Here is a 25,658-nt window from a genome sequence, read left to right as displayed (position 1 = left end):
GTGGCGATACCACGCGGGCCTTGTGCGCTGACAAGAAGAAATGTCGCGCGGCTGCAATCGAGCTCCACATCGTTCCGTGATCCGGGCAGTGCCCCCGCAACCTGCGTCCGTGATTGCCGTGCAAAGCAGGCCGCACAGTCTTGACCTTACGATAGCTGCGGATAGATACGCGAGATGCGGGAGGTGTTCGACGGGGCGTCGCTCCGGTTGCTGACCGCCGCTTTAGAGGGGACATCCATGGCACTTCTCAAACTTCTTCTGACGCGCCCGATCGCCGTGCTGATGCTGGCGCTCGGCTTCCTCTCGGCCTGTACGGTGGTCGTCGACGAGCCTCGTCCGGGGCCGAGGCCGACCCGCCCGCCGGTCTGCACGATGGAATATGCGCCCGTGTGCGGCGAGCGTGGCAATCGCATGCGCACCTTCCCTAATTCCTGCCAGGCAAGGGCCGACGGTTTCAATGTGATCCACCGTGGCGAATGCCGTCCGGACTATCGCCCGCCGGATCGCGAACCGCAGGCCTGCACCATGGAGTACAATCCGGTGTGCGGCCAGCGCGGACGGCGCACGCAGACCTTCTCGAACGCCTGCCAGGCGCGCTCGGAGGGCTTCCAGGTGATCGGCCGCGGCGAATGCCGTCGCGACGATGACCGTCCCTCCGAAGGCCAGTTCTGCACCCGCGAATTCGCGCCGGTCTGCGGCCAGCGCGGCGGCCGCGTGCAAACCTTCTCGAACGCCTGCGAGGCTGGCGGTGCTGGCTTCCGAGTCGTGCATCGCGGCGAGTGCCGCTGATATCCAGCGGATCCGTAGCTGAAAACTTGAAGCCCGCGTCTGACGAAGACGCGGGCTTCTTGCTATCGGCGGTCAGTCGGAACGGCAAGCATCCGCACCCTTGATCGCGGGTATCGGACGCAAGGCTTCGTTTACCGTATTTGAATAAAATGCCCCCGAAATCAGGTCTTTCGACAGCTGTGCCCGGTTTGCGACACAGGCGAAAGGCAGCAATTCGAAGTGCTGCAGCGATCCTTGCGTGCCTCTGGGTACGCCGTTGCGGGGGCGGTGGGGTGATGAGTGGTGGTCTTCTGACCGCCCGAAGGAAGGCGCAGTCCGGTATGGCGTATGTTACTCGTCTCCATCGCCCGCTGACGGCACTCGTTCTGACACTATCGCTTGTCGCCTGTTCGACCGACGACGCGCTTTCGCCGCCGGGCCGCATCGATGGCGGCTCCCGGGTCGGTTCGATCGGGCCCGTGCCGGTCGACGCGGTGCCGCAAGACGAGGTGGCGGCCTATCCCGCCGCAACATCGGCTTCGACGGGCAACGGCAATCCGGACTATGTTGCACCGGCGCAGGCGGCGCCTCAACAAACGCGGCGCTCGCTGCCGATGATCGATAGCGACGAGGCGGTTTCCTCCGGCGCGCAGCCGGCGAATGCAGGTTCCACGGCCATTCCCGATGAAGGCGTCAACATGGATGCCATGCTCGGCGTCGAGCAGCCGGTCGTCGGCCTGGCGCAAGAGCAGAGCAACGAGATCGCCGAGGGCAATGCCAGCCAGCCGGTCGTCGACGGCATCGGCGAAGACAATGTGCGCCAGCTCGGCGGGGCGTCCGGAGCTGCGCCAGCGGACGAGGCGAACCTTGGCTACGATCCGGACCTGCCGCCGCTTTCTCCCGAGAAGGCCGCGGCCGAAGAGGCGCAGCGTGCACGCGCCATGGAAGAGCAGCGCGCCATTCAGCGGAGCCAGGAGCCGGAGCAGGTCGCCTTCCTGCCGCGCGTGCGCAATCCGATGTCGACGCCCCACTACACCGGCGAAATGCCGGCTTCCGAGATTGCCTGCCGCCAGCGCCTGAAGAAACTCGGCGTGGTGTTCCGTGATATTCCGCGCATCAGCAACGGGCCGTCCTGCGGCATCGACTACCCGATCGAGCTCAGCGGTCTCTCCGGCGGTATTGGCGTGAAGCCGGCGGTCAAGCTCAATTGCGAGGTGACGGAAGCCTTCGCCAAGTGGGTGAAGTACGAACTCGCGCCGTCGTCCCGCTACCGCTACTGGTCGGGCGTCAAGACGATCAAGCCGCTCGGCGGCTATTCCTGCCGCACGATGAATTCCCGCCGCGGCAATCCGATGTCCGAACATGCGCACGGGAACGCCATCGATGTCGGCAAGTTCGTCTTGAAGAACGGCAAGGAAATCGATGTCCGCAAGAAGGGCTTCTTCGCGTTCCGCGAACGCGGCCTCCTGAAGGCTGTGCGCTCCGATAGCTGCAAATATTTCAACACCGTGCTCGGGCCGGGCAGCGACCCGTTCCACAAGGACCATTTCCACTTCGATCTGAGAACCCGCAAGACCGGCTACCGTCACTGCGACTGACGTGGTGTGCGGGACCTTCCTGCTGGCGGCTGCGAAAATGGCATGCGGCAAAAAAAGAGGCCGGCGGGGAGGCCGGCCCAACAACCGGAGCAAAAGGGGGAGGCTCCGGCGTGCAAATCACGAGCGCGAATCAAAAGGGCGATATCGCGCCGCGCGAGCAAATTGCTCGAAGACCATCACCGTTTCGTGACGAGGGAACGGGATTGGCGACGATTCATTCGCAGATCTTTCGCCGGATAACGGATGATGCCTGCATTTGCGCCGGCGTTTACCCTCCGCCGAAATGCAGTTTCGGGCGTTCGGGCCGGGGGCCCGAAGTGTCGTCGCAGGCTCGTATTTGAGATCACTATACCAGAAGTTTTACCGCTGCCTGAGATAGTCCGGGCGGTTGCCCCAAATATGGCGTTTTCATCCCTGTTGCGGTCTCGTTGTAACGATCTGAATTTTCTATATGATTTGACAGTCAACGGACAGGCCAGGGGGGCTAGGGCTGATCGCGCTGTCTTGTTTCGTCTGGTTTATTAATAAGTAATACGATAATATATTACTTCGTATAACAATCACGGATAGTAGTCGGTAAACCGCAGCAAGCATTGGGGCTCCACTCACTCCTAGGGCAACGACAGGAGGAAGTTATGGGAACTGTTATGCAATTTCCGGGGGTGCGCACGGATATGGCCGTGCACGCTGCCGAAGTTTCGAAAATACTGAGAACTCTCGCCAATCGAAATCGTCTGTTGATCGTGAGTGCTTTGCTGGAGGGTGAGCACTCGGTGGCGGCACTCGAAGAGAGCCTGAGCATTCGCCAGCCGACCCTCTCGCAGCAATTGACGGTGTTGCGTGATGCCGGCATTGTCTCGACCCGTCGGCAGGCCAAGCAAGTGTTCTATCGGCTTAGTCACGACAAGGTGGCGCGTCTGGTTGGCGCGCTCTATCAGATCTTCTGTCGGGATGGTTCCAAAACATGAATGAATACGAGAATGCGCTGGCGGGTGGGCTGTTGATTGGCCTTTCGGCAGCGATCCTGATGGTGGCCAATGGCCGGGTGGCCGGGATCAGCGGTATCGTCGGACGTCTGCTGCAGGGCGCGCAGGTTCCTACCGGCATGTTGTTTGTTTTGGGACTGATGGCGGGGCCGCTGCTTTTTCGCCTCGTCGTCGGCGCCTGGCCGGTGGTGACGGTCACAACCTCTTGGCCGCTTCTGATGGCTGGCGGGCTGCTGGTCGGCTTCGGGTCCCGCATGGGCTCCGGCTGCACCAGCGGCCACGGCGTCGTCGGTCTTGCAAGGCTGTCGCGACGTTCGATTGCGGCGGTTGCGACCTTCATGACCGCGGCGATCGTCACGGTCTTTGTCATGGGCTTGCTTGCATGAACGGAGCCTTCTTTCGCCTCGCGGCGACGCTCGTCTCCGGCCTCGTGTTCGGTTTTGGTCTTTCGCTGTCCGGCATGCTCGATCCGGCACGCGTGCGGGCGTTTCTGGATATCACCGGCAACTGGAACCCGAGCCTTGCCTTCGTGCTCGGCGGCGCCGTCTTTGTTTCCGCGCTCGGTGTCCTGCTGACGCGCCGGCTCAAGCATCCTTTGTTCGACGAAACCTTCCATTTGCCGGACAATCAGGTCATCGACAGGCGACTGATTGTCGGCGCGGCAATCTTCGGCATCGGCTGGGGGCTGGTGGGGCTTTGCCCGGGCCCGGCGCTCGCTTCGCTGTCGCTCGGTTTGCCGCCGACGTTCCTTTTCGTCGCGGCGATGGTTGCGGGCATGCTCATCCATGACCGGCTGGTGGCGCGCAAACCTTCGCAAATGGGCGGCGGCGCGGGGACGGCAGCTCGCCTGTCGCAGCCGCATTGACAAAGCGTCACCTTGTTTTTTCCATCCGGTAGGCTGCAAATCGCAATCAATTGTCCCATATAGGCGAAACCTGCCGACTTTGCCCCCCGCATCCGGATCTGCTTCATGGCGCCTATCGTTTCCGTTTCCAATCTGTCGAAGACCTATGCCTCCGGCTTTCAGGCGCTGAAGGGCGTCAGCCTGGATATCGAGGAAGGCGAGATCCTGGCGCTGCTCGGGCCGAACGGCGCCGGCAAGACGACGCTGATCTCGATCATCTGCGGCATCGTCAATCCGAGCGGCGGAACGGTGACGGTTGGCGGCAATGACGTGGTGCGCGAGTTTCGCGAGACGCGCGCGATGATCGGGCTCGTACCCCAGGAACTGACCACCGACGCCTTCGAAACCGTGTGGAACACGGTCTCCTTCTCCCGCGGCCTGCACGGCAAGAAGCCGAACCCCGCCCATATCGAGAAGGTGCTGAAGGACCTGTCGCTCTGGGACAAGAAGGACAACATGCTGCGCGAACTCTCCGGCGGCATGAAACGGCGCGTGCTGATCGCCAAGGCGCTGTCGCACGAACCGAGGGTCCTCTTCCTCGACGAACCGACAGCCGGCGTCGACGTCAATCTGCGCAAGAGCATGTGGGAGGTCGTCGAGCGGCTGCGCGCTTCCGGCGTCACCATCATCCTGACGACGCATTACATTGAAGAAGCGGAAGAAATCGCCGACCGCATCGGCGTCATCAACGGCGGCAAGATCCTGCTGGTCGAAGACAAGGCGGCACTGATGTCGAAGCTCGGGCGCAAGCAGTTGCGCGTCGATCTCGCCAATCCACTGGATGGCGTTCCCGAAACGCTGTCGAGCTACAATCTGACGCTCGAGGGCGATGGGCACTGTCTGATCTACGATTACGACACGAGCGCTGAACGCACCGGCATTACCACTCTGCTGGCGGCCCTCGCCGAAGCCGGTATCCGGCTCAAGGACATTTCCACGCGGCAGAGCTCGCTGGAAGACATCTTCGTCGAAATTGTGGGGGCAGGGCGATGAATATCGAAGCGATCAAGTCGATCTATTTCTTCGAGATGGCCCGTACCCGGCGCACCCTGCTGCAGAGCGTGGTGTCGCCCGTTATCTCGACCTCGCTCTATTTCATCGTCTTCGGCGCTGCGATCGGCGGGCGCATCCAGGAGATCGACGGCGTTTCCTACGGCGCCTTCATCACGCCCGGCCTGATGATGCTGACGCTCTTGACGCAATGCATCGGCAACGGCTCCTTCGGCATCTATTTCCCGAAATTCACCGGCACGATCTACGAGGTTCTGTCCTCGCCGGTGTCGATGGTCGAGATCGTGCTCGGCTATGTCGGCGCGGCGGCGACCAAGGGGCTGATGATCGGGACGATCATCCTCTTGACGGCCTCGCTGTTCGTCGACCTGACGATCGCGCATCCGTTCGTGATGGTGTTCTTCTTCGTGTTGACGGCCATTTCCTTCAGCCTGTTCGGCTTCATTATCGGCATCTGGGCCAAGGACTTCGAGCAGCTGAACCTGATCCCGATGCTGGTGATCCCGCCGCTCGTCTTCCTCGGCGGCAGCTTCTATTCGGTGAAGATGCTGCCACCCTTCTGGCAGGCGGTCAGTCACTTCAATCCGGTGCTCTATCTGATCAGCGGTTTCCGCTGGAGCTTCTTCGAGGTTTCCGACGTCAACCCGATCTTCAGCGCCGTGATCATCCTCGCCTTCCTGACGGCCTGCATGTCGATCCTCGCCTGGATCTTCCGCACCGGCTACCGGCTCAGAAACTGACGGCAGGCGCCGCTGCGGTTTGTTCTGACGCCTGTGGCTCAGTCGCGCAGGCGCAGCTCGTCGGTGCGCATCTGCAGCATCTCCAGCGTCGACAGGAAACTCATGCCGAGCAGGCTCTGGTCGAGCCGCCCCTTGGCGGCCACGGTCGCGCCGATGTTGCGCCGGGTGATCGGGCCGACGGAGATTTCCTGGAGCATGACGGGTGCGGCCTGGGCCCGGCCGTTCGCCGTCATGACGGTGACGATGTAGCTGAGGTTTTCCGGATCAAGGCCGATCCGCTCGGCATCCTCGTAGGTCAGCGCAATGCTGCTGGCGCCGGTATCGACCAGCATGTTGATGTCCTTGCCGTTGACCGTTGCGCCGGTTTCGAAATGACCGTTCAGCATCTTGTGCAGCACCACTTCCTGCCGGCCTTCGCTGTCGGTGATCACGGTCGCGCGGCCGGGAACGAGGCCGGCGAGCAGGCGATTGCCGAAGCCCTGAAGTTCGAAGCGGTAGACATAGGCCGAGACGAGGGCGAGCGTGATGAGGAGCCAGACGGCGACCTGGCGCAGCCCTTCGCCGAAACGGCGGCGGCTTTGTACGACCCCGGCGCCGATCAACGTGGCGATGGCGCCGAGTGACACCAGTCGGCCGAAATCGTCGTTGGCAAGGCCCATGGTGCGGCCGGCATCGTGGTTGACGATCAGCAGGATGAGGCCAATGGCCAGGATCGAGAGCAGGATGGCGAGACGGGTCATGCTTCTCCGCGTTCCCTCGCCATGCGGCCGCGGCGCGTTTCGCGCCGAGGCTTGCGTTCGACCGTCTCGAGCCGGTCGGGCAGCGTGGTCATGATCGCCCGGCGTTCGGCGTCGGTGTAGAGCGTCCAGCGGCCGATCTCGTCACGCGTGCGGCCGCAGCCGAAACAGTAGCCGGTCTTGTCATCGATGGAACAGACGAGAATGCAGGGAGATTCCATGGCGTTGCCCAGTTTTTCCCGGATTATATCGATCTTTCAAACCGTCAGCGCAAGGGCGCCGAGCACCGCGATTTCCGTGAGCTGCTGCGTGGCACCGATCGTGTCACCGGTATGTCCCCCGATTTTGGCGGCTGCGAGCCGGCCGAAGCCTTTGACAGCGGCAAGGAAGGCGAGGAGCGTTGCGATCAGGCCGAGGGCCGGGACCTTGGCGAAATAGAAGAGCAGCATCGCGGCGAGAAGACCAAAGCCGAGGGCAAAACGGCCAGCGCCCGGCTCCGGCGCGCCGGCGGAAGCCGCAACACCGCCGCTGCGTGCCGGCGGCAGGCTGGACCAGTGCCACACTATGGCGGCGCGGCTGAGCGCTGCGGCGCCAAGGATCGCCATGCCGGCGCCAAGGGGCGTGAACAGCGGCAGGATCGAGGCGAGCGCCGAGACGCGCAGGCCGAAAGAAAGAATGAGAGCGACAGCGGCATAGGTGCCGATGCGGCTGTCCTTCATGATCGCGAGCGCCGCGTCGCGGTCGCGTCCACCGCCGAAGCCGTCGGCGGTATCACCAAGTCCGTCCTCGTGCAGTGCGCCGGTCAGCAGCGCCTGGATGGCGACGACGACGAAGGCGGCAAAAAGCGAACTGACATGCAGTGCGATCATCGCGCTGGCAGCGGCTGCGGAGGGCAGGACTATCACGATGCCGGCAAGCGGGAAGGCGCGCACGGCCCGGTCCAGCCGTCCGTCATATTCGACGAAGTGGCGTCCCGGCATGGGGATACGGCTCAGGAAGCCGATCGAGCGCGCCACGTCGTCACAGAAATCGCCCAGAAAGCCCATGGCTCCTCCAAAGATCCGGCCCTCAGCCGCAATCGCAGATGTCACCGCCGCCCGCAAGTGAGAGTAGTGTGAGCATGCAAAACGTCGTGCGTCGAATCGTCCGTCCGGTGACGGATCATGCTCCGGCGACGCCGATTGGCGCAAATGCCGTTGCCCGAATATTCGACGCCCTCTATGAGGAGCGTAGATTCACGATATGCAAGGATTCCCAGCATGAGTGCCAGCGGCCTGCCGTTTGATGATTTCCGCGAATTGTTGCGCAACCTGCCGGGGCCGGATGCGGCGGCCCTGGTCGCGGCGCGCGAGCGGGACGCACAGCTGACAAAGCCGCCGGGCGCGCTCGGACGTCTCGAAGAGATCGCCTTCTGGCTCGCCGCCTGGACCGGCAAGGCGCCGGCCGTCAACCGGCCGCTGGTGGCGATCTTCGCCGGCAACCACGGCGTCACCCGTCAGGGCGTCACGCCGTTCCCGTCGTCCGTTACCGCCCAGATGGTCGAGAATTTCGCTGCCGGTGGTGCTGCGATCAACCAGATCTGCGTCAGCCACGACCTCGGCCTCAAGGTTTTCGACCTGGCGCTTGAATATCCGACCGGCGACATCACCGAGGAAGCGGCGCTCTCGGAGCGGGATTGTGCGGCCACCATGGCCTTCGGCATGGAGGCGATCGCCGGCGGCACGGATCTGCTGTGCATCGGCGAGATGGGCATCGGCAACACCACCATTGCGGCGGCGATCAATCTCGGCCTCTATGGTGGTACGGCCGAGGAATGGGTCGGTCCGGGTACCGGTTCCGAAGGCGAGGTACTGAAGCGCAAGATCGCCGCTGTCGAGAAGGCGGTGGCGCTGCATCGCGATCACCTTTCCGATCCGCTCGAGCTGATGCGCCGCCTCGGTGGTCGCGAGATCGCGGCGATGGCGGGCGCGATCCTCGCGGCCCGCGTGCAGAAAGTGCCCGTCATCATCGATGGCTACGTGGCGACTGCGGCAGCGGCAATCCTGAAGGCGGCCAATCCGTCAGCGCTCGACCACTGCCTGATCGGCCATGTCTCGGGTGAACCGGGTCATATCCGCGCGATCGAGAAGCTCGGCAAGACGCCGCTGCTGGCACTCGGCATGCGGCTCGGCGAGGGCACGGGGGCGGCCCTTGCCGCCGGCATCGTCAAGGCGGCAGCGGCCTGCCACAGCGGCATGGCGACCTTCGCGCAGGCTGGCGTCAGCAACAAGGAATAATCAAGATCCGGCCGGCTTTCACGGCAAAGCCGGCCGATTGCTGTCCAAAGCCTGTCGCGGGCGCTATTCCCGCGTGTGGCGGGCCTTGATGGCCGCGTGCTTCTCGCCTATCCAAAGCGCACATGCAGCCCTAACTATAGGCTTGGGCTCCTGCAACCGGCAAACGCCTTGCATTCGCCTCATTCACGATGTCGAAGCAAGCGCAGTTTCAAGCCTTGTCGAGAAGAAATGGACGTCAAGAACACCACGCACCGCATTGGACCGACGGGTCCCGTCGAGAAGCAGACCGGCATTCGGCATCTCTTCGCCGCCGCCAGCTATTCGCTGGGCGGCGCGAAACGGCTGATCAGCGAGGCTGCTTTCCGCCATGAGCTGATCGCTTTCGGCATCGCCATGGTTGCCTTCACCATCGTCGGCGCGACCTTCTTCCAGTTCGTGGCGATGGCGATCCTGTTCCTGCTGATGATGGCCTTCGAGGCGATCAACACGGCGATCGAGGAAATCGTCGATCGCGTCTCGCCGGAAATCTCGGAAATGGGCAAGAACGCCAAGGATCTCGGCTCCTTCGCCTGCCTCTGCCTGATCATCGCCAACGGCGTCTATGCCGGCTACGTCGTGATCTTCGACGGCTTCATGAACTGATCTGCTACCGCCGGTCGTTCGGCGCGATCCGATAGAGCACGTGCGGGCGCAGCGGGTTGCCCTCCGGCACCGTCACGTCATCGAAATCCTCCGCCGGATCCGAGCGCATGCCGAGCCTTTCCATGAGCGCGCGCGATGGTTCGTTGATGCGCGAGGTATAGCCGATGACCTCGGCAAGCCCGAGTGCCGACCATGCATGGTGCAGGCAGGCGCTTGCTGCTTCGAGCGCATATCCTTGCCGCCAGTAGGGTCGGGCGAGGATCCAGCCGATTTCGACATGCGGGCCACCGAGAATTTCGGCTCCGGCATGCGAAAGGCCAAGACCGCCGATGAGCGCTCCGTCCGCCTTGCGCTCGACGGCCACAAAGCCGAAGCCGTGTCTGCGCAGGTGCCGGTCGCAGTCGGCGATCATCGCCGCGGTATCCTCCCGCGTCAGAATGTCAGGAAAATAGTAGCGGCGCACGTCCGGATCGGCATTGGCGACGGCAAAGGGCGCGACGTCGCGCTGCTCCCAGGGCCGAAGCCTCAAGCGTTGCGTTTCGATGAACATGGATCAGGCGAAACTCTTGCGACGACGGATCGGGGCTGCCACGTCCTCGACTGCCGGCAGGCTCTCGAGCACGCGGCGGGCCGGCAGGATGGCGATCGCCTCGGTGCCTTCCCGAAGCTTGGAGCGCAGGATGAATTCGCCATTGTGCTTGGCGAGAATGGCCTGGACGATGGGCAGGCCGAGGCCGGTGCCCTGCTCGGCGCTCTTGATGGCGATCGAGCCCTGACCGAAGGCCGACAGAACGATCGGGATTTCCTCTTCCGGGATGCCCGGACCGTTGTCCTTGATCGAGAGATATTGTCCGCCGCCGGCCGTCCAGCCGACCTTGAAGGTGACTTCGCCGCCCGAATTGGTGAATTTCACGGCGTTGGACAGCAGATTGAGGATGACCTGCCGCATTGCCTTCTCGTCGACCCAGACCGAGGGCATGCCAAGTTCGAACTGCGAGTGGATGGTAATGTTCTTGGCGCGCGCCCTCAGTTGCACCATGCCGACGCAGTCCTCGGCGATCTCGACGAGGCTGACCGCATCCTCGTTCAGGTCGTAGCGGCCTGCTTCGATGCGCGACAGGTCGAGGATCTCGTTGATCAGGTTCAGCAGATGCTCGCCGGAACGATGGATATCGTTGGTGTATTCCTTGTAGGTCGGGTTGCTGAGCGGACCCAGAACCTCCGTCGACATGACCTCGGAGAAGCCGAGAATGGCATTCAGCGGCGTGCGCAATTCATGCGACATGGAGGCCAGGAAGCGCGACTTGGCGAGGTTCGCTTCCTCCGCCCGACGCCGTGCCTCGTCCGACATCGATTTTGCCACTTCGAGCTCGGCGATCAGGTCATCCTTCTCCGATTGAACCGAGAGGATGTGGACATTGGCACGGTTCATGCGATCGGTCATGAACACGAGGAAGAGCAGCGCCAGCGAGATGATGCCCGTGAGGCCGATATAGATCGGATTGCCAGTCGTCAGCGAGACAAAGGCCAGTGCGGCGACCACGGGCGTGAAGGTGCAGAGCAGGGCATTGCGCAGCAGGAACGTGCCCATGGCAGTGGCCGCAAGCGCGAAAAGCAGGGCAGTGCCCTCGAAGAAACCGAAGCGGACATCACCGCACGACGCGCAATCCTGCGCAACGAAGGCTGCCCAGCAGAGGCCAATCAACAGCTGGCCGAGCAGGAAGCGCCGGCGCCAGACCGGGACCTTTTCGGCAACGATGTCCTTCTTGCACGCCTTCCTCGCTAGCACCAGCGTCACCGCATGCGCCGAAAGGGTCATGACGGCCCAGACGATGATGCTGAGATTGCCGGAGAGATAGACCCCGACGGCGGCAATCAGGGCGACGAGCACCGGTATGGCGATGGCGCCGTGCAGGGCCGAATCGATGTAAAGATTGAGCATTTCGCGCTCGAAGCCCGAAGGCACGGACGAGCCCGTTTGCAGCCGCTCTCGCGTCGCGCGAACCGTCCTCGAAACGGCCTTGTTTCGATGGTTTCGCGACTTGTCGACAATGATCTTATCTGTCGAGGTGCTGGCAGCGATACTCATGCTCTTATGCAAAGGTTATGGTTTCGTTGCAGTCTAGTGAGCAATCCTTAAGAAGTTGCTGCCGTGTGTGAAGGATTCGACAACCATTATGGCGCGGTGGTGTCCTTGGCCAAAAGTTGAGAGCCGGCACATGAGATTCCGCCTCTAAGTTTTTGGAATCGTCGATGTTTGTGATGCGGTCCCGGTTCGATCAGGGAGCGCGCGTAGCGATAAAGGTGCAGGAAACGTGAAATCAGGCCGGGCGAGATACCGCTTCACCGGCGGGCGAGGCGGAGGGTCTTCGGGCCGGTCGCGATCGGCCGGCCGTGGCGGCATGCTCGGCGGATGGATCATTCTTCTGCTGCTTTCGATCGTCGCCTATTACGCCGACAAGCTGCCCGTGGGGGAGCGTGCCACAACCGGGGAGGCGCGTGGAGCGGCGTCCGCGAGCGACGGCGACAGTCTTCGCCTTGACGGCAAGCGCATTCGCATCGAGGGGATCGATGCGCCGGAACTCGACCAGAGCTGCGAGCGCGACGGCGAGACCTGGGATTGCGGCCGCCAGGCGCGCGAACGCCTGAGGGCGCTGATTTCCGCCGGCGATGTCCGCTGTCGTTTTCACGGACGCGATCGGTACGGCCGCGACCTCGGCACATGCGAAGCGGGCGGGCGGGACATTGGCCGTGAGATGGTGCTCTCCGGGTATGCGGTCAGCTATGGGCACTATCAAGCGGAAGAGGCACGGGCAGAGAAAGAGCGGCGCGGCATCTGGGTCGGCACGTTCACGACCCCGCAGGAATGGCGCCGCACGAATGACCATCCGGACGAGGGGCCGCATTTGGTCGATGGTTGGCTCGAGACCATCAGGCGCTGGCTGCTGGAGCGGCTGACCGCCTTGTTTGCGGGTATCGGCAATGCCTGAGAACGATGTCCCGGACCTGGAGCGGCTGAGAGCGGAAATTGCCGCCTGCCGCATCTGCCGCGACAGTCCGCTGCGTGGCGACGACGACCGTCTGCCGCATGAGCCGCGACCGGTCGCGGTGATCTCGACCACGGCACGCATCCTGATCGCCGGACAGGCGCCCGGGCTTCGGGTGCATGACAGCGGGTTGCCGTTCAACGATGCATCCGGCGATCGGCTCCGCCAATGGCTGGGGGTGGACCGCGAGAGCTTCTACGATCCGGCGAAATTCGCGATCGTGCCGATGGGCTTCTGCTTTCCCGGTTATGACGCCCATGGCAGCGACCTGCCGCCGCGTCGGGAATGCGCGCCGCTCTGGCGGCAGCGGGTGATGGATCAGATGCCGCAGGTCGAGCTGGTGCTGGCGATCGGGCATTATGCGCAGCGCTGGCACATCGGTCCGGAATGCCCGAAATCGATGACGGAGACGGTAAAGGACTGGCGGCGCTACGCGATGCGCAATGCGGATCCCGCCATTCTGCCGCTGCCGCATCCGAGCTGGCGCAACACCGGCTGGCTGAAGCGCAATCCCTGGTTCGAGGCCGATGTTCTGCCGTTCCTGCGGGAGCGGGTTCTTATGCTCACAACCTGAAACAATTTTCTTTATCTTCACCAATTTCGCGCTATAGAGGGAAAAATAATTCGAGAGGGACTTTCATGGACCGCCTAGACCGCAAAATCCTGCGCCTGTTGCAGGAGGATTCCACGCTGGCCGTTGCCGACCTTGCCAAGAAGGTGGGACTTTCGACCACGCCGTGCTGGCGGCGCATCCAGAAGATGGAAGAGGACGGCGTCATCCGCCGCCGTGTCGCCCTTCTCGATCCGGTGAAGATCAACACCAAGGTCACGGTGTTCGTGTCGATCCGCACAAACTCGCACTCGATGGAATGGCTTCGCCGCTTCTCCGAAGTGGTGTCCGAGTTTCCCGAGGTGGTCGAATTCTACCGCATGAGCGGCGACGTCGACTATCTTCTGCGCGTGGTCGTGCCTGACATTGCCGCCTACGACGCATTCTACAAGCGCATGATTGCCAAGATCGAGATCCGTGACATCTCTTCTGCCTTCGCCATGGAGCAGATCAAGTACACGACCGAGCTTCCGCTCGATTACATGATGATCGACCAGGCGAAATCCGCCGAGGATTGAGGCGCCTGCGCTAGCGGGCTCAGCTTTGATCGAGACCAAGCCGCGCGAGCACCTTGTCGCTCTTAAGTTCGCGAACCGCGTCCTTGCCCGTCCAGCGGGCGGCGCGGTTTGCGCTTTCGGCCAGGCGCTCTGCGAGCGCCAGTGCAGGACCATGGCAGGCGGAATTGCGCTTGCCGATCTGTCGGAGCGCCCAGTTGACCGCCTTCTTCACGAAGTTCCGCTCGTCGGTTGCGTGCCGCTCGATCAGCGGCAACCAGTTCAGGAGCGTCGCGTCCGGTTCCTTCTTCAGGTGGACCGCAGCGGTCGCAATCATCGCGAAGGCGATGCGCCGGACGAATTCACGTTCGTCGGCCGCGAATTCCGGGATCAGTTCGCGCTCGAAGCGGGCGGCGATGAAAAGGTCGGCAACGGTGTCGACCACTTCCCACGAATTGCAATCGTCGCCCCAGCGGAGCGCCTCTTCCAGCGTCAGTTCTTTCGGGTCGGCGGTAAACGCGGCCAGGATGCGCGCCTCGCGGATGCCGGACTGCCAAAGCTTCAGCGCGCGGCGGTGATCCACCTTCACCTGCCGCGTCACCTTGTGCAGCTCGACATTGGAGAGCCCGAGGGCGGCTTCGGTGACGATGCCGAAGCGCGCCATGCCGGCGAGATTGTCTTCAGAGCCGAGCGACCGCAGGTGAGCGATGATCTCGTCTGCGGTCGAGGACGGGCCGAGGCTCATTTTTCGAGGCGGGCGAGCAACGAGGACGTATCCCAGCGGTTGCCGCCCATTTCCTGGACATCGCCGTAGAACTGGTCGACGAGAGCGGTCACCGGCAGCTTGGCACCGTTGCGGCGGGCCTCCGCCAGCACGATGTCGAGATCCTTGCGCATCCAGTCGACCGCAAAGCCGAAGTCGTACTTGCCGGCGTTCATCGTCTTGTGGCGGTTTTCCATCTGCCAGGAGCCGGCAGCACCCTTGGAGATGACGTCCACAACCTTCTCGATGTCGAGCCCGGCCTTCTTGCCGAAGTGGATGCCTTCGGCCAGTCCCTGGACGAGGCCGGCGATGCAGATCTGGTTGATCATCTTGGTGATCTGGCCGGCGCCGGCCGGGCCCATCAGGCCAACCATGCGGGCAAAGGCTTCGATGACCGGCTTGGCGCGATCGAAAGCCGGTTCATCGCCGCCGCACATGACGGTCAGTACGCCGTTTTCGGCGCCGGCCTGGCCGCCGGAGACCGGCGCATCGATGAAGTGAGCGGTGCGCGCCTTCGCTGCCGCATAGAGTTCGCGGGCGACTTCGGCCGAAGCGGTGGTGTTGTCGATGAAGACGGCGTCGGCCTTCAGCGTTTCGAAGGCGCCGTCCTTGCCGGTCGTTACCGAGCGCAGGTCGTCGTCATTGCCGACGCAAGAGAAGACGAACTCGGCGCCATCGGCGGCTTCGGCCGGTGTCCGCGCTGCGCGGCCGCCGAACTCGGCCGCCCATTTCTCGGCCTTGGCGAAGGTACGGTTGTAGACCGTCAGCTCGTGTCCGCCGCGGACCTTGAGGTGGCCGGCCATGGGATAGCCCATGACGCCGAGACCGATGAATGCGACCTTTGCCATTTTCCGAATACTCCCATTGCTTTCGCTTTGGTGTAGCCGATGGAACGGGAGCGGAAAAGAGTGCTGTTATGTGGCACAGGCCAGCAATGGTGACGAGGGTGGCGTTGGCAGTTGCGTACCGCGAGCAGTCACCAGGTGCCTCAACTGCCGAGAAAACCCGCCCGCCGTACATTCTGGTACACATCTGCGCTCGCCAAACACACGCCGTATACATGGAGCCGCTCTAATCCAGCGACGTTGGCCCCGAAGTTGAAGTCCAACGCGCCCTTCCAGGCACAGTTCGCTCAATTGCTAGGTCGTTCAAGCGCCGACTTCCAATCTGGAAAAGGTGTTTGTCAAACACATGCATGGCGGACCGTGAAGGGAAGCATTAGCGTCCGAAAAACCAATGAGGCCGGACTATGGACAAGAGTTTCTACGTAGGCGTTCTTGCCGCACTCTTCGCGGCCTTCGCCTTTTCGCTCAACTTCGTTGTGCCTTTCATCATCGGCGACTACTCCACCTTTGATTTTGCTCTTGTCCGTCATGTGGTCTCGGCTCTGGTCGGCCTCTGTATTCTGTTTTCGGATCGGGGGGTGATACAACACCTGACGCTCCGAAACTGGCTTTCAGCAATCTGGCTCGCCTTCATCGGCTACGTCGGCTACTTCCTGACGGTGACAGGAGCTGCCATCTTTGCTGGGCCGGTGATTGCTCCCGCCTTTCTCGGTTTGGTTCCGCTCGTTCTGATGGTGGTCGGCAACCAGCGGCAGGGATCGGTTTCATGGCAATCCCTGACGGTGCCTCTCATGCTGGTGCTGCTCGGTCTTGTTTTCGTCAATGGCACAGCGTTCACGGCAGAGGGACTGGAATCCGTCCGTTCCTTCTGGATCGGTGTTCCGCTGGCGCTTGCGGCGGTGGCATTGTGGGTCTGGTTTGCGATTGCCAATCAGGCCGCCTTGGCCGTCCGACCTGAAATGCCCTCCGGTGTGTGGTCCGCGCTTATCCTCGTTGGCGGAGGTATCTTGATGCTGGCCTTCTACCCGGCTGGAGCAGCGATGGGTCTCTTTCAGCTTCCAAAACTCGGTTTTGGGTGGCACGCCGCCGGCTCACTCTATCTTTGGGGTACATCCTTCGCGCTTCTGGCAACCGTATGCGGAGTGTGGGCGTGGAATGTCGCGTCTCGAACCTTGCCCGTTGCACTGGCCGCGCAATTGATCGTTTCGGAAACGGCATTTGGGGTCATCGGCGGTCTCGTCGTTCATGCTCGATGGCCGACCGCGATGGAAGCTGCAGGGATCGCAATCCTCATTGGCGGGGTCGTTCTGTCCGTCCGGATTTTCTACGAAAGGCAGTTTTCATTGGGCAAGACGGCGCTGGCGCACCAGTAAGGGCTCCGCGCCCGATCTTTGTCGGCGCCCAGTCGCTATGGGCCAAAAGGTGCGACTGGTGGCACCTGTTAGATAGCTCTCGAAAAGAGGGAAGGGCGCAAAGTGGGATGCGCCCTTTTCATGCGGTCATGCCGCGCCGCCTTCAGCGCCGCGGCACCCTATTTTTATCCTTACATAGCAGACGACTTAAGGAAGCTGCAGGTGATCAGGGCTTGAAGCGCGCGATCACCAGATGGCCGGCGATCGGCTCGCCTTCTTCCAGACGCACGGTGATGTCGCCGACTTCGACGATCTCGAAACCGGTGGCGGCCAGGCGGTTGCGCAGGTAGCTCTCGGCGTGGGCGAAGCGCTGGTGCGGGCCGACCATGAAATCGCGGCCGGCGAAGGTCTCGGTTGGCAGGGTCTCGCTGGAGAAGATCAGCAGGCCGCCGGGCACCATGTTGTCGACCGCGCCGAAAAACAGCGCTTCGAGCGCGCCCATGTAGGGAAGCACGTCGGTCGCAACGATCAGGTCGAAGGGCTCGTCGTCGTTGTCGTCGAGATAATCGACCGCTTCGGCGACGTAGAGCGTCTCGTAGAGATCCTTCTCATGGGCGATCTCGACCATGTTTTCGGAGAGGTCGATGCCGGTGATGTCGTCGGCCATGTCGCGGAGCGCGCCGCCGGTGAGGCCCGTGCCGCAGCCAAGATCGAGCACACGATCGAACGGGCCAAGCTCAAGCGCCTGCAGCCGCTGGCGCACGAGGAGCGGCACGCAGTAGCCGAGCTGGTCGACGAGCACGTTGTCGAACACTTCGGCATGCTGGTCGAAGAGGGTGGCGACATAGGCGTCAGGCGCCTTCACCGGCGTCTCGCCGCGTCCCATCGAGGCCAGGCGCACGGCAGCGCCGCCGTGGTCTTCCGGGTCGAGCGCCAGCACTTCGGCATAGGCATCGGCGGCGGCATCGAACTTGCCGGATTTTTCCAGGGAGAGGGCGCGGTTATAAGCTTCCGCCAGCGCTTCCTCGTCGATTTTCGTGCTCTTCTGGGTCATGGGCGCTTCTTACGTCCGCAGAGGCGCTTTGGCAATCGCCGTCGGCGATCGTTTACCGGAGCGGATTAATCGGTATCCGGACGACAAATAGGTTTTCATTGGCCTTTTGAACGAAAAACGGCGCCCTGCGACGCCGTCGGGATTTATCGGCGAGAGGAAAGGAGTCATCATCGCAAGCATAAGAAAAGACGGGAGGAACGCCGATGTCCGCCGAGCTCGGTCCGCTGATCATCAGTGCGGAGGTCAAGGAGCCGAAGGGCCCGCCGCTGCCGCAAACATCCCAGGAGCAGATCAACGCGGTCGTGCACTATTATCGCGGTGAAATGGGCCGTATGGCCGGCTGGCGCGACCGCATCGACCGAACCTCGAACTGGGCGATCACCGTGGTTGCGGCGCTGCTTTCGGTATCGCTGTCGACGCCGACGTCACATCACGGCGTGCTGCTCTTCGCGATGCTGCTGATTACGCTGCTGCTCTTGATCGAGGCGCGGCGTTACCGCTTCTTCGATGTCTATCGCGCCCGCGTGCGGCAGTTGGAACGCGGATACTTCGCGCAAATCCTGGCGCCGGACGGCGCGCCGAACTTCAATTGGGCGGCGGCGATCGCCAAGAGCCTGCGCAAGCCGGCATTTCTGATGACCTATCGCGAGGCGCTCTGTCGGCGGCTGCAGCGCAACTATTGCTGGATGTATCTGATCCTGCTGCTGGCCTGGGCGCTGAAGATCTCCTCGCCGAAGATGTCGGCCAATGGCGAACCCTTCGGGCATGTGCGGTCCTGGACCGATGTCGCCGAGAATGCCGCACTCGGCCCTTTGCCTGGCTGGCCGGTGGTCCTGGGCGTTCTGCTGTTCTATGCGCTTGTCCTTTACGGCTCGCTGCACAGGGAGCCGCGTGAAGGCGAACTGGCGCATGGCGAGGTGCATGTCTGAGAGCGCATCGGCTGCAGCGTCCGCAACGCTGAGCGATCGCGGTTATCAGGGCTTGCCGATCGCAACGCCGGTAGCCTGACCGAAGGCCACCTTAGGCTCCTCGGTTTCGATCGGCGGTTCAGTGCAGAATGAACTCGCCTTTGAGCGCGCGCCATTCCGTCGCCGAGATCAGCTTGCGATGCACATAGCGCACCGAATGCAGCGGTCCATCCAGCTTCTCTTCCCAGAATTTCAGGAAGCTGCGCATTTCCGGAAAGTCCGGTGCCAGGTCGTAGTGCTGCCACACATAGGTCTGGAGGAAGGTTGGATGATCCGGCATGTGGTAGAGGATCTGAGCGGTCGTCAGGCCGTAGCCCTTCAGTTGCAGTTCCATTTCGTTCGTCATTAGGACCTCACTTCTCGCAAAGGTTGGTCTCTATGATGAAACGCCCGATTTCTTAATCAAGGGCTAATATTTGCCCTGAAATGAAACTTTCGTAAGAAATAACAAAAGCTTGGCAGCATCTCACGGAGAGTGCTGCCAAGCTTTGCTCGTCGGTGATTTCCGGAATCAGCGCTTGAGGTGACGGGTTAGCCGCGCTTCCAGCATGCTCCAGATGTTGCGCAGGATCTCGACCATGATCAGGTAGAGAATGGCCGCCCAGATATACATCTGGAAGTCGAAGGTGCGGGAAAAGGCGTAACGGGTTTCGCCCATCAGGTCGAAGACGGTGACGATCGCGACGATCGCCGAGCCCTTGATCATCAGGATGATTTCATTGCCGTAGGGGCGCAGCGCCACGATCATCGCCTGCGGCAGGATGATCTTCCAGAAAGCGACGCGCTCGGGCAGGCCAAGGGCGGCGGCACCTTCACGCTGTCCGCGCGGCACGCTCCCGATTGCGCCACGCAGGATTTCCGCCTGGTAGGCTGCGGTGTTGAGCGTGAAGGCGAAGAGCGCGCAGTTCCACGCATCGCGGAAAAACCACCACAGGCCGACCGTTTCCAGCTGCGGGCGGAAACTGCCGAGGCCGTAATAGATCAGGAAGAGCTGCGCGAGCAGCGGCGTGCCGCGGAAAAAATAAACATAGCCGTAGGCGAGCCACGACCAGAGCTTGTTCTTCGACATGCGGGCAAACGCGATCGGCAGCGACAGAAGGGCGCCGAGGACGATCGAGATCGAGACCAGCATCAGCGTGACGCCGAGGCCGGAGAGGAAGCGCGGACCGTATTTCGCGAATTTCTCCGGGTCCCAGCCATTGACGACGGTCAGGAAGATGCCGACGCCAAGCGCCAGCCAGACGCCGAGCGCGACGCTGCCGACGAAGCGGGTCAGCGTATAGGGCCTTGGCGGAACCGGAGGCGGGGCCTGCGGCGGGATCATCGTTGCAACAGTGCTCATCGGCCCATCTCCGCACGTTTGGTCCAGCGTTCCAGGTTCGCAAAGACGATCGAGGAAATCATCGCGAGGATCAGGAAGAGCACGCAGGCGACACCATAGAATTCAAAGGCTTGCTTGGTAACGCGGGCGGCGACGCCGGTCTGGCGCAGGATGTCGGTCAGGCCCACCACCGAGACGAGGGCGGTGTCCTTGAGCAGCGCCATCCAGAGATTGCCGAGACCGGGCAGCGCGATGCGCACGAGCTGCGGCAGGATGATGAGGCGCATGGTCCTGCCGCGATGCAAACCAAGGGCATCGCCGGCCTCGTATTGTCCATGTGGAATGGCCTTGAAGGCTGAGAGCAGCACTTCGGAACAATAGGCGGAGAACACGACGCCGAGCGCGATCATGCCGGCGAAGAAGGCGTTGATCTCCACCGGCCCCTCGTAGCCGAGCGTCGCCAGCAGCTGCTGAACGAGGATCTGCAGGCCGTAATAGACGATGAAGAGCGTCAGCAGTTCGGGCAGGCCGCGGAAGATCGTCGTGTAGATGTTGGCGGCCAACCGTATGGTGCGCTCTTCGGACTGCTTTCCGAGAGCGATGAAAAAGCCGATCAGCAGGCCGACGGGCAGCGTCGCGATGGCAAGGCTCGCGGTAACCACGAAGCCGTAGGCGATATCGTCGCCCCAGCCTGTGTCGCCGCAGGCCAGCAAGGTGCCGGGCGCCAGCCAACGAAAGACCCCGACGGGGCCGCAGAATGGATCGACGATCGATCCGATCCAGGAAAGGATGGAATAGAAGCCGGCAAACAACCCGCTCATGTCAGAAGTTTCCCCTTTGCGCCGTTTTTGTGTGTATCGATCGCGCTTTGTTTTAGGCTCTTGTCAAACAAAAACGGCGGAAGGGCAAGCCGTCCGCCGTTGCATTTTTCGCATGAACTGACGTTTCTCCGGCATGATTCACTAGGAAATCGCGCCGGATCCCGTCAATCAGCTGCCATAAACGTCGAACGGGAAGTACTTTTCGTTGATTTCCTTGTACTTGCCGTTGGCGCGGATCGCTTCGATCGCCTTGTTGAACTTTTCGCGCAGCGCGTCGTCGCCCTTGCGCACGGCAATGCCGGCGCCTTCGCCGTTGATGACGGGGTCGATCGGCAGCGTGCCGAGCAGCTTGCAGCAGGCACCGTCTGTCGACTTCAGCCATTCGGAGAGAACGACCACGTCGTCGATGACGGCGTCGATACGGCCGTTGGCGATGTCGAGCTTGTATTCGTCAGCCGTCGGATAGAGCTTGATGTCCGCACCCTTCATATGCGCTTCGGCATAGTTGGAATGGGTGGTGGAGCCCTGCGCGCCGAGCGTCTTGCCCGCAAGCGCTGCCTCGGTCGCCTCGGTGATCGGCGAATCCTTCGGCACGACGATTGCCGGCGGCGTGTTGTAGTACTTGTTGGTAAAGTCGACCTTTTCCTTGCGCTCGGCAGTGATCGACATGGATGCGATGATGGCGTCGAACTTCTTGGCGATCAGCGCCGGAATGATGCCGTCCCAGTCCTGCGTGACGAAGGTGCATTCGGCCTTCATTTCCGTGCACAGTGCCTTGGCGATGTCGATGTCGAAGCCCGTCAGCGTGCCATCCGCTGCAAGGTTGTTGAAGGGCGGGTAGGCGCCTTCCGTGCCGATAACGACCTTTTCGCCGTCGGCCATGGCCGAGCCTGCCATGAGCACGAAAACGGCAGCCGATGCGGCGGCTGCCAGCCGCTTGGAAATACGCATGATAGTCCTCTCTGTTGGCCGACATCCGGTTTTTTGTTTTTCACGGATGCCAATTTCTGCCGGAGCGTTTGCCTCCGGTTGCGGCGATATTCGTACTCTTTTCCTGTAAAAATCAACAGGAAAGCGAAGGTGCTCACCGGGAAAAGGATTTCGACCGCAGATTGTGGTGGCGGGTCGCGCAATGAACATGAACGGTGCGTTCAGCGCCGGTTAATCTTGCCTCCGCTAGCCCTTATCAAGGAACCGGCGCGTGGCTCGGGCATTGCACTTGACGGCGCGTGTCGTTGGCAACACAAAAAAGCCGGAACCTTGGGTCAAGGCCCCGTGAGTATTCGCGTTCGCACCCATTCTTAGCCGTGTCATACGCTGGGAAGAGGATGCGGGACCAGGACCTCCCAAGAAGAGGAAGGAAGACAAATGTCGATTCGATCCAAACTGTTTGCAACCGTCGCGCTGCCGGTGCTGTCGGTGTCCGTCGCGGTTCCGCCCGCTGTCGCCGACAACCTGATGAAGCCATTCGAGGTTGCACAGGAGGGTGGCGGTCAGTCTGAGGAAGAGCTGCTGCTGCAGAAGCAGCGCCAGGCTGAAGAAGAGGCAGCACGCCAGGCGGCCGAACAGCAGAAGGCGGCCGAAGAAGAGGCTGCTCGCCAGGCGGCGGAACAGCAGAAGGCTGCGGAAGAAGAGGCCGCGCGCCAGGCTGCGGAACAGCAGAAGGCCGCTGAGGAAGAAGCCGCGCGCCAGGCCGCTGAACAGCAGAAGGCCGCTGAGGAAGAGGCTGCCCGCCAAGCCGCTGACGAGCAGAAGGCCGCTGAGCAAGAGGCTGCCCGCGCGGCGGCTGAACAGCAGAAGGCTGCCGAGGAAGAGGCTGCCCGCGCGGCGGCTGAACAACAGAAGGCTGCCGAGGAAGAGGCTGCCCGTGCAGCCGCTGAACAGCAGAAGGCGGCTGAGGAAGAAGCTGCCCGCCAGGCGGCCGAGCAGCAGAAGGCCGCTGACGAGCAGAAGGCTGCCGAAGAGCAACAGAAAGCCGCTGAACAGCAGAAGGCCGCAGAAGACGAAGCGGCCCGCCAGGCTGCCGAACAGCAGAAGGCAGCTGAAGAACAGCAGAAAGCTGCGGAACAGGCTCAGCCCGGTACCTGCGTGGTGCCAAAAGGTCAGGATGCATCGACCGCTTGCCCGCCGGAAGGCGGCAACGCAGCCGAACAGCCTGCGACCACCGAGGAGCAGAAGGCCGGCGAGCAGCCGCCCGTGACCGAGGAGCAGAAGGCCGGCGAACAACCCGCGCCGACCGAAACGGCGCCGGGCACGGAGCCGCAACCCCAGACTGGCGAAGGCCAGCCAGTACCTGGCACGGAGCAGCCGCAGACCGGCGAGGGCCAGCCTGTGCCGGGCACGGAGCAACCGCAGACCGGCGAGGGCCAGCCTGTGCCTGGCACCGAGCAGCCGCAGACCGGCGAAGGTCAGCCCGTCCCGGGGACCGAGCAGCCGGCGACCGCCGAGCAGCAGCCGCAGGTGCAGCAGCCGGTTCCGGAAGTGGTCGACACCCGCACCGAAGAAGAAAAGGTGAAGATCGCCGAAGACCCGGCGGCGACCGACGAGACCGTCGTTCTGCCGGTTGAAAACGGTGCGGCCGTGCTCGACAGCGACAAGGACGCCGACAATGCCGGCGGCAACCAGGCGCGCGAAGAGCGCCAGAAGCTGCGCGAGGAGCTGCGCGCCAAGGAAGAAGACGCGCCGGCGCCGGCAGACGATGCCGCATCCCAGGCTGCCATCACCGCCGAGACCCCGGCCGACCTGACGCAGAAGATCGAGGCGAACCTCAACGAAAAGGGCACGCGCGTCGATGAGGCGCCGGTCTTCGTGGTTCCGGAGACGACCAACATCGTCAACAACACCGTCATCAACAACACGGTGATCAACAACAACACGACCGTCAACAACGTCACCAACAACATCACCGAGGTGAAGGTCGTCGAGCAGGTCGACAATCGGGTCATCCTCGGCGTCGGCGACCAGATCTTCGTGCGTGGCGACGATCGTCCGCGCCTGCGCCACGATGCGGAAGAGACCTATTACGACGAACTTCCGCGCGGCCGCACCCGCGAAACCATCCTGCGTCCGGGCGGCTACAGGATCGTCACCGTCTACAACCGTTACGGCGACATCCTGCAGCGCTCGCGCGTTGACCGTGACGGCAACGAATACCTGATGATCTACGCGCCCGAGCGTGACGAAGGTCCGCGTCCGGCGATCATCGACGTGGGCTACGAACTGCCGCCGATGCGCCTGCGCATCCCGGTGAGTGATTATATTGCCGACGTTTCCGACGACCCGGACCGTGACTACTACGAGTTCCTGGCCGAGCCGCCGGTCGAGCGTGTCGAGCGCGTCTACACGATGGACGAGGTGCGTCATTCGGCCCGCCTGCGCGACAAGGTTCGCCGTATCGATCTCGATACGATCACCTTCCCGACGGGCAGCGCCGAAGTGTCGATGTCGCAGGCGAAAACCATGCGCAAGGTCGCGGCCGCAATGGAGAAGGTTCTGGCGAAGGATCCGGGTGAAACCTTCTTCATCGAAGGCCACACTGATGCCGTCGGCTCGGACCGCTCGAACCTCGTGCTTTCGGACAAGCGCGCCGAATCGGTCGCATCGCTGCTGACCGAGGTCTACGGCATCCCGCCGGAAAACCTGGTGACCCAGGGCTACGGCGAGCGCTTCCTCAAGGTGCGGACTGAGGAGGCCGAACAGCAGAACCGCCGCGTCACCATTCGCCGCGTCACGCCGCTGGTCCGTCCGGTCGCGCAGCGCTAACAAAGTCGCCCAGCGCTGATCAAAGTCGCACAGCGCTGATCAAGCTTCGGGCAGGAATGTCCGAATAGCTCTAGGAAACCCGCCTCGCAAAAGGCGGGTTTCCGTCGTTTCACAGATCTCCAGCCTCTTTAATTTCCGGATTGCCATGAAAGCCGTTGCCCTGCCGTTCCTCGCCTTCGCCATGCTCACCCAATCGGCTGTCGCAGCACCGGGGCTCGTGGAGCCGGATCTGCGGCTGCCGGCCAATCCAGATGGAAAGAGCGGGGCGCCGCGCGTCGCCCTGACGCTCGATGCCTGCAGCGGCGCGACCGACATGCGCATCCTCGGCACCCTGATCGAGAACCACATTCCGGCGACGATCTTCGTGACCGCGCGCTGGCTGAAGCGCAACGGCCTCGTCGTCGAGGTGATGAAGGCGCATCCGGATCTGTTCGAGATCGAGGATCACGGCGCGATGCATGTGCCGCCGATCGACGTGAAGGTCTCGGTCTATGGTCTGGCGGCGGCCGGGTCGGAGGCTGCGGTTGCGGCCGAAGTCGATGGCGGTGCGACGGCGATCAAGGCGCATGGCCTGCCGGCGCCGCACTGGTTCCGTGGGGCAACCGCCAAATATACCCATTCGTCGATGAGCCAGATCCGCGCCATGGGTTATCGCATCGCCGGCTACTCGGTGAACGGCGACGGCGGCTCGCTGCTCGGCGCAGCCGTCGCCGAAAAGCGCATTCGCGCAGCGAAGGACGGCGACGTCATCATCGCCCATATCAACCAGCCGACCCATTCCGCCGGCGCCGGCGTCGCGCGCGGCATTCTCGATCTCAAGGCGAAGGGCTACAGCTTCGTCCGGCTGAACGACATCCCGGATGAAATGACAGTCGGCGCGACGAATTGACGGATTTTGGCGGCTGGCTGCGGAAAATGTCCGTCAGGAAATGGTCAGCGCCGGAAAATGTCTGCGTCGA

The 25,658-nt window shown here is 62.6% G+C and carries 28 protein-coding genes; 16 read left to right on the top strand and 12 right to left on the bottom strand.

The genetic code is table 11. From position 1 onward, the window contains the following. The first annotated feature begins 237 nt into the window (after positions 1-237). The 7 genes from IB265_RS08195 to IB265_RS08165 all read left to right on the top strand — a co-directional run bounded on the left by IB265_RS08195 (position 238) and on the right by IB265_RS08165 (position 6,007). Positions 238-789, top strand: coding sequence for a Kazal-type serine protease inhibitor domain-containing protein (locus IB265_RS08195; RefSeq protein ID WP_057248818.1), 552 nt, complete (start codon positions 238-240; stop codon positions 787-789). 320 nt (positions 790-1,109) lie between these two features. Next, positions 1,110-2,366, top strand: a complete 1,257-nt coding sequence (locus IB265_RS08190) for an extensin family protein (protein WP_057248819.1) — start codon at positions 1,110-1,112, stop codon at positions 2,364-2,366. Positions 2,367-3,001: 635 nt separating this feature from the next. After that, the gene (locus IB265_RS08185) at positions 3,002-3,334 is read left to right on the top strand and encodes a metalloregulator ArsR/SmtB family transcription factor (protein WP_057248820.1); all 333 of its coding nucleotides are present in this window, start codon (positions 3,002-3,004) and stop codon (positions 3,332-3,334) included. Next, complete coding sequence (locus tag IB265_RS08180) at positions 3,331-3,738, top strand: YeeE/YedE family protein (protein ID WP_057248821.1); 408 nt, start codon at positions 3,331-3,333, stop codon at positions 3,736-3,738. The genes IB265_RS08185 and IB265_RS08180 overlap by 4 nt, the downstream gene beginning before the upstream one ends. Next, complete coding sequence (locus tag IB265_RS08175) at positions 3,735-4,217, top strand: YeeE/YedE family protein (protein ID WP_057248822.1); 483 nt, start codon at positions 3,735-3,737, stop codon at positions 4,215-4,217. Before IB265_RS08180 ends, IB265_RS08175 begins: the two co-directional genes overlap by 4 nt. A 105-nt stretch (positions 4,218-4,322) precedes the next feature. Beyond that, positions 4,323-5,249 carry an ABC transporter ATP-binding protein gene (locus tag IB265_RS08170; RefSeq protein ID WP_057248823.1) on the top strand — a complete coding sequence of 309 codons (927 nt, stop codon included), beginning with the start codon at positions 4,323-4,325 and terminating at the stop codon, positions 5,247-5,249. Then, positions 5,246-6,007 (top strand): ABC transporter permease, encoded by a 762-nt coding sequence (locus IB265_RS08165; RefSeq protein WP_057248824.1) that lies wholly within the window; start codon positions 5,246-5,248, stop codon positions 6,005-6,007. Before IB265_RS08170 ends, IB265_RS08165 begins: the two co-directional genes overlap by 4 nt. Positions 6,008-6,045: 38 nt before the next feature. Here the strand turns inward: IB265_RS08165 and IB265_RS08160 are convergent, their stop codons facing one another. From IB265_RS08160 to IB265_RS08150, 3 genes are read right to left on the bottom strand one after another with little or no spacing between them, the layout of a single operon-like run. Further along, positions 6,046-6,747 carry a TIGR02281 family clan AA aspartic protease gene (locus IB265_RS08160; RefSeq protein WP_057248825.1) on the bottom strand — a complete coding sequence of 234 codons (702 nt, stop codon included), beginning with the start codon at positions 6,745-6,747 and terminating at the stop codon, positions 6,046-6,048. Then, a complete protein-coding gene (locus IB265_RS08155) occupies positions 6,744-6,965 on the bottom strand; it encodes a DUF1289 domain-containing protein (RefSeq protein WP_057248826.1) in 222 nt (73 codons plus the stop codon). The genes IB265_RS08160 and IB265_RS08155 overlap by 4 nt, the downstream gene beginning before the upstream one ends. Before the next feature lie 36 nt (positions 6,966-7,001). Beyond that, positions 7,002-7,790 (bottom strand): adenosylcobinamide-GDP ribazoletransferase, encoded by a 789-nt coding sequence (locus tag IB265_RS08150; protein WP_113737273.1) that lies wholly within the window; start codon positions 7,788-7,790, stop codon positions 7,002-7,004. A 213-nt stretch (positions 7,791-8,003) separates the two neighbouring features. On the opposite strand from IB265_RS08150, the gene cobT reads away from it, so the two are divergent. Both cobT and IB265_RS08140 read left to right on the top strand, forming a co-directional pair. After that, positions 8,004-9,020 carry a nicotinate-nucleotide--dimethylbenzimidazole phosphoribosyltransferase gene (gene cobT / locus IB265_RS08145; protein WP_057248828.1) on the top strand — a complete coding sequence of 339 codons (1,017 nt, stop codon included), beginning with the start codon at positions 8,004-8,006 and terminating at the stop codon, positions 9,018-9,020. A 228-nt stretch (positions 9,021-9,248) separates the two neighbouring features. After that, a complete protein-coding gene (locus IB265_RS08140; protein ID WP_057248829.1) occupies positions 9,249-9,662 on the top strand; it encodes a diacylglycerol kinase in 414 nt (137 codons plus the stop codon). Between the two features lie 4 nt (positions 9,663-9,666). Here IB265_RS08140 and IB265_RS08135 read toward each other — a convergent pair whose 3' ends face one another. Then, the gene (locus tag IB265_RS08135) at positions 9,667-10,212 is read right to left on the bottom strand and encodes a GNAT family N-acetyltransferase (RefSeq protein ID WP_057248830.1); all 546 of its coding nucleotides are present in this window, start codon (positions 10,210-10,212) and stop codon (positions 9,667-9,669) included. A gap of 3 nt (positions 10,213-10,215) precedes the next feature. Beyond that, positions 10,216-11,751 carry a HAMP domain-containing sensor histidine kinase gene (locus tag IB265_RS08130; protein ID WP_058328857.1) on the bottom strand — a complete coding sequence of 512 codons (1,536 nt, stop codon included), beginning with the start codon at positions 11,749-11,751 and terminating at the stop codon, positions 10,216-10,218. A 226-nt stretch (positions 11,752-11,977) separates the two neighbouring features. Here IB265_RS08130 and IB265_RS08125 point away from each other — a divergent pair, with 226 nt between their 5' ends. The 3 genes from IB265_RS08125 to IB265_RS08115 all read left to right on the top strand — a co-directional run bounded on the left by IB265_RS08125 (position 11,978) and on the right by IB265_RS08115 (position 13,837). Beyond that, complete coding sequence (locus IB265_RS08125; RefSeq protein ID WP_244495557.1) at positions 11,978-12,652, top strand: thermonuclease family protein; 675 nt, start codon at positions 11,978-11,980, stop codon at positions 12,650-12,652. Then, a complete protein-coding gene (locus IB265_RS08120; RefSeq protein ID WP_057248833.1) occupies positions 12,645-13,283 on the top strand; it encodes a uracil-DNA glycosylase family protein in 639 nt (212 codons plus the stop codon). Before IB265_RS08125 ends, IB265_RS08120 begins: the two co-directional genes overlap by 8 nt. Positions 13,284-13,348: 65 nt before the next feature. Further along, complete coding sequence (locus IB265_RS08115) at positions 13,349-13,837, top strand: Lrp/AsnC family transcriptional regulator (protein WP_113737271.1); 489 nt, start codon at positions 13,349-13,351, stop codon at positions 13,835-13,837. Positions 13,838-13,856: 19 nt separating this feature from the next. On the opposite strand, the gene IB265_RS08110 is transcribed toward IB265_RS08115, so the two are convergent. Together IB265_RS08110 and IB265_RS08105 are read right to left on the bottom strand one after the other, a co-directional pair. Further along, positions 13,857-14,558, bottom strand: coding sequence for a DNA alkylation repair protein (locus IB265_RS08110; protein WP_113737270.1), 702 nt, complete (start codon positions 14,556-14,558; stop codon positions 13,857-13,859). Continuing rightward, positions 14,555-15,424 carry an NAD(P)-dependent oxidoreductase gene (locus tag IB265_RS08105; RefSeq protein WP_057248836.1) on the bottom strand — a complete coding sequence of 290 codons (870 nt, stop codon included), beginning with the start codon at positions 15,422-15,424 and terminating at the stop codon, positions 14,555-14,557. Before IB265_RS08105 ends, IB265_RS08110 begins: the two co-directional genes overlap by 4 nt. Positions 15,425-15,825: 401 nt before the next feature. Between IB265_RS08105 and IB265_RS08100 the strand changes: the two genes are divergently transcribed. Beyond that, the gene (locus tag IB265_RS08100) at positions 15,826-16,794 is read left to right on the top strand and encodes a DMT family transporter (protein WP_057248837.1); all 969 of its coding nucleotides are present in this window, start codon (positions 15,826-15,828) and stop codon (positions 16,792-16,794) included. A gap of 205 nt (positions 16,795-16,999) precedes the next feature. Here the strand turns inward: IB265_RS08100 and IB265_RS08095 are convergent, their stop codons facing one another. Further along, entirely contained in the window at positions 17,000-17,827 is an 828-nt protein-coding gene (locus IB265_RS08095; RefSeq protein WP_057248838.1) for a class I SAM-dependent methyltransferase, read from the bottom strand. Positions 17,828-18,030: 203 nt separating this feature from the next. Between IB265_RS08095 and IB265_RS08090 the strand changes: the two genes are divergently transcribed. After that, positions 18,031-18,756 (top strand): DUF2270 domain-containing protein, encoded by a 726-nt coding sequence (locus IB265_RS08090; RefSeq protein ID WP_057248839.1) that lies wholly within the window; start codon positions 18,031-18,033, stop codon positions 18,754-18,756. Positions 18,757-18,874: 118 nt separating this feature from the next. Here IB265_RS08090 and IB265_RS08085 read toward each other — a convergent pair whose 3' ends face one another. The 4 genes from IB265_RS08085 to IB265_RS08070 form a co-directional block, all read right to left on the bottom strand. Beyond that, entirely contained in the window at positions 18,875-19,141 is a 267-nt protein-coding gene (locus IB265_RS08085; protein ID WP_057248840.1) for an usg protein, read from the bottom strand. Positions 19,142-19,306: 165 nt separating this feature from the next. Further along, complete coding sequence (locus IB265_RS08080; protein ID WP_057248841.1) at positions 19,307-20,137, bottom strand: ABC transporter permease; 831 nt, start codon at positions 20,135-20,137, stop codon at positions 19,307-19,309. Continuing rightward, positions 20,134-20,937, bottom strand: coding sequence for an ABC transporter permease (locus IB265_RS08075; RefSeq protein ID WP_057248842.1), 804 nt, complete (start codon positions 20,935-20,937; stop codon positions 20,134-20,136). Before IB265_RS08075 ends, IB265_RS08080 begins: the two co-directional genes overlap by 4 nt. 168 nt (positions 20,938-21,105) lie before the next feature. Then, complete coding sequence (locus tag IB265_RS08070) at positions 21,106-21,888, bottom strand: ABC transporter substrate-binding protein (protein WP_057248843.1); 783 nt, start codon at positions 21,886-21,888, stop codon at positions 21,106-21,108. A 417-nt stretch (positions 21,889-22,305) separates the two neighbouring features. On the opposite strand from IB265_RS08070, the gene IB265_RS08065 reads away from it, so the two are divergent. Together IB265_RS08065 and IB265_RS08060 are read left to right on the top strand one after the other, a co-directional pair. Further along, positions 22,306-24,699 (top strand): OmpA family protein, encoded by a 2,394-nt coding sequence (locus IB265_RS08065; RefSeq protein WP_192494747.1) that lies wholly within the window; start codon positions 22,306-22,308, stop codon positions 24,697-24,699. A 145-nt stretch (positions 24,700-24,844) separates the two neighbouring features. Continuing rightward, the gene (locus IB265_RS08060) at positions 24,845-25,588 is read left to right on the top strand and encodes a polysaccharide deacetylase family protein (protein ID WP_110878695.1); all 744 of its coding nucleotides are present in this window, start codon (positions 24,845-24,847) and stop codon (positions 25,586-25,588) included. The last annotated feature ends 70 nt before the right edge of the window (positions 25,589-25,658 follow it).

It is taken from the genome of Ensifer sp. ENS10 (genome assembly GCF_014852025.1).
Taxonomy (GTDB): Bacteria; Pseudomonadota; Alphaproteobacteria; order Rhizobiales; family Rhizobiaceae; genus Ensifer.
This window is presented reverse-complemented; position numbering and strand designations above follow the sequence as displayed.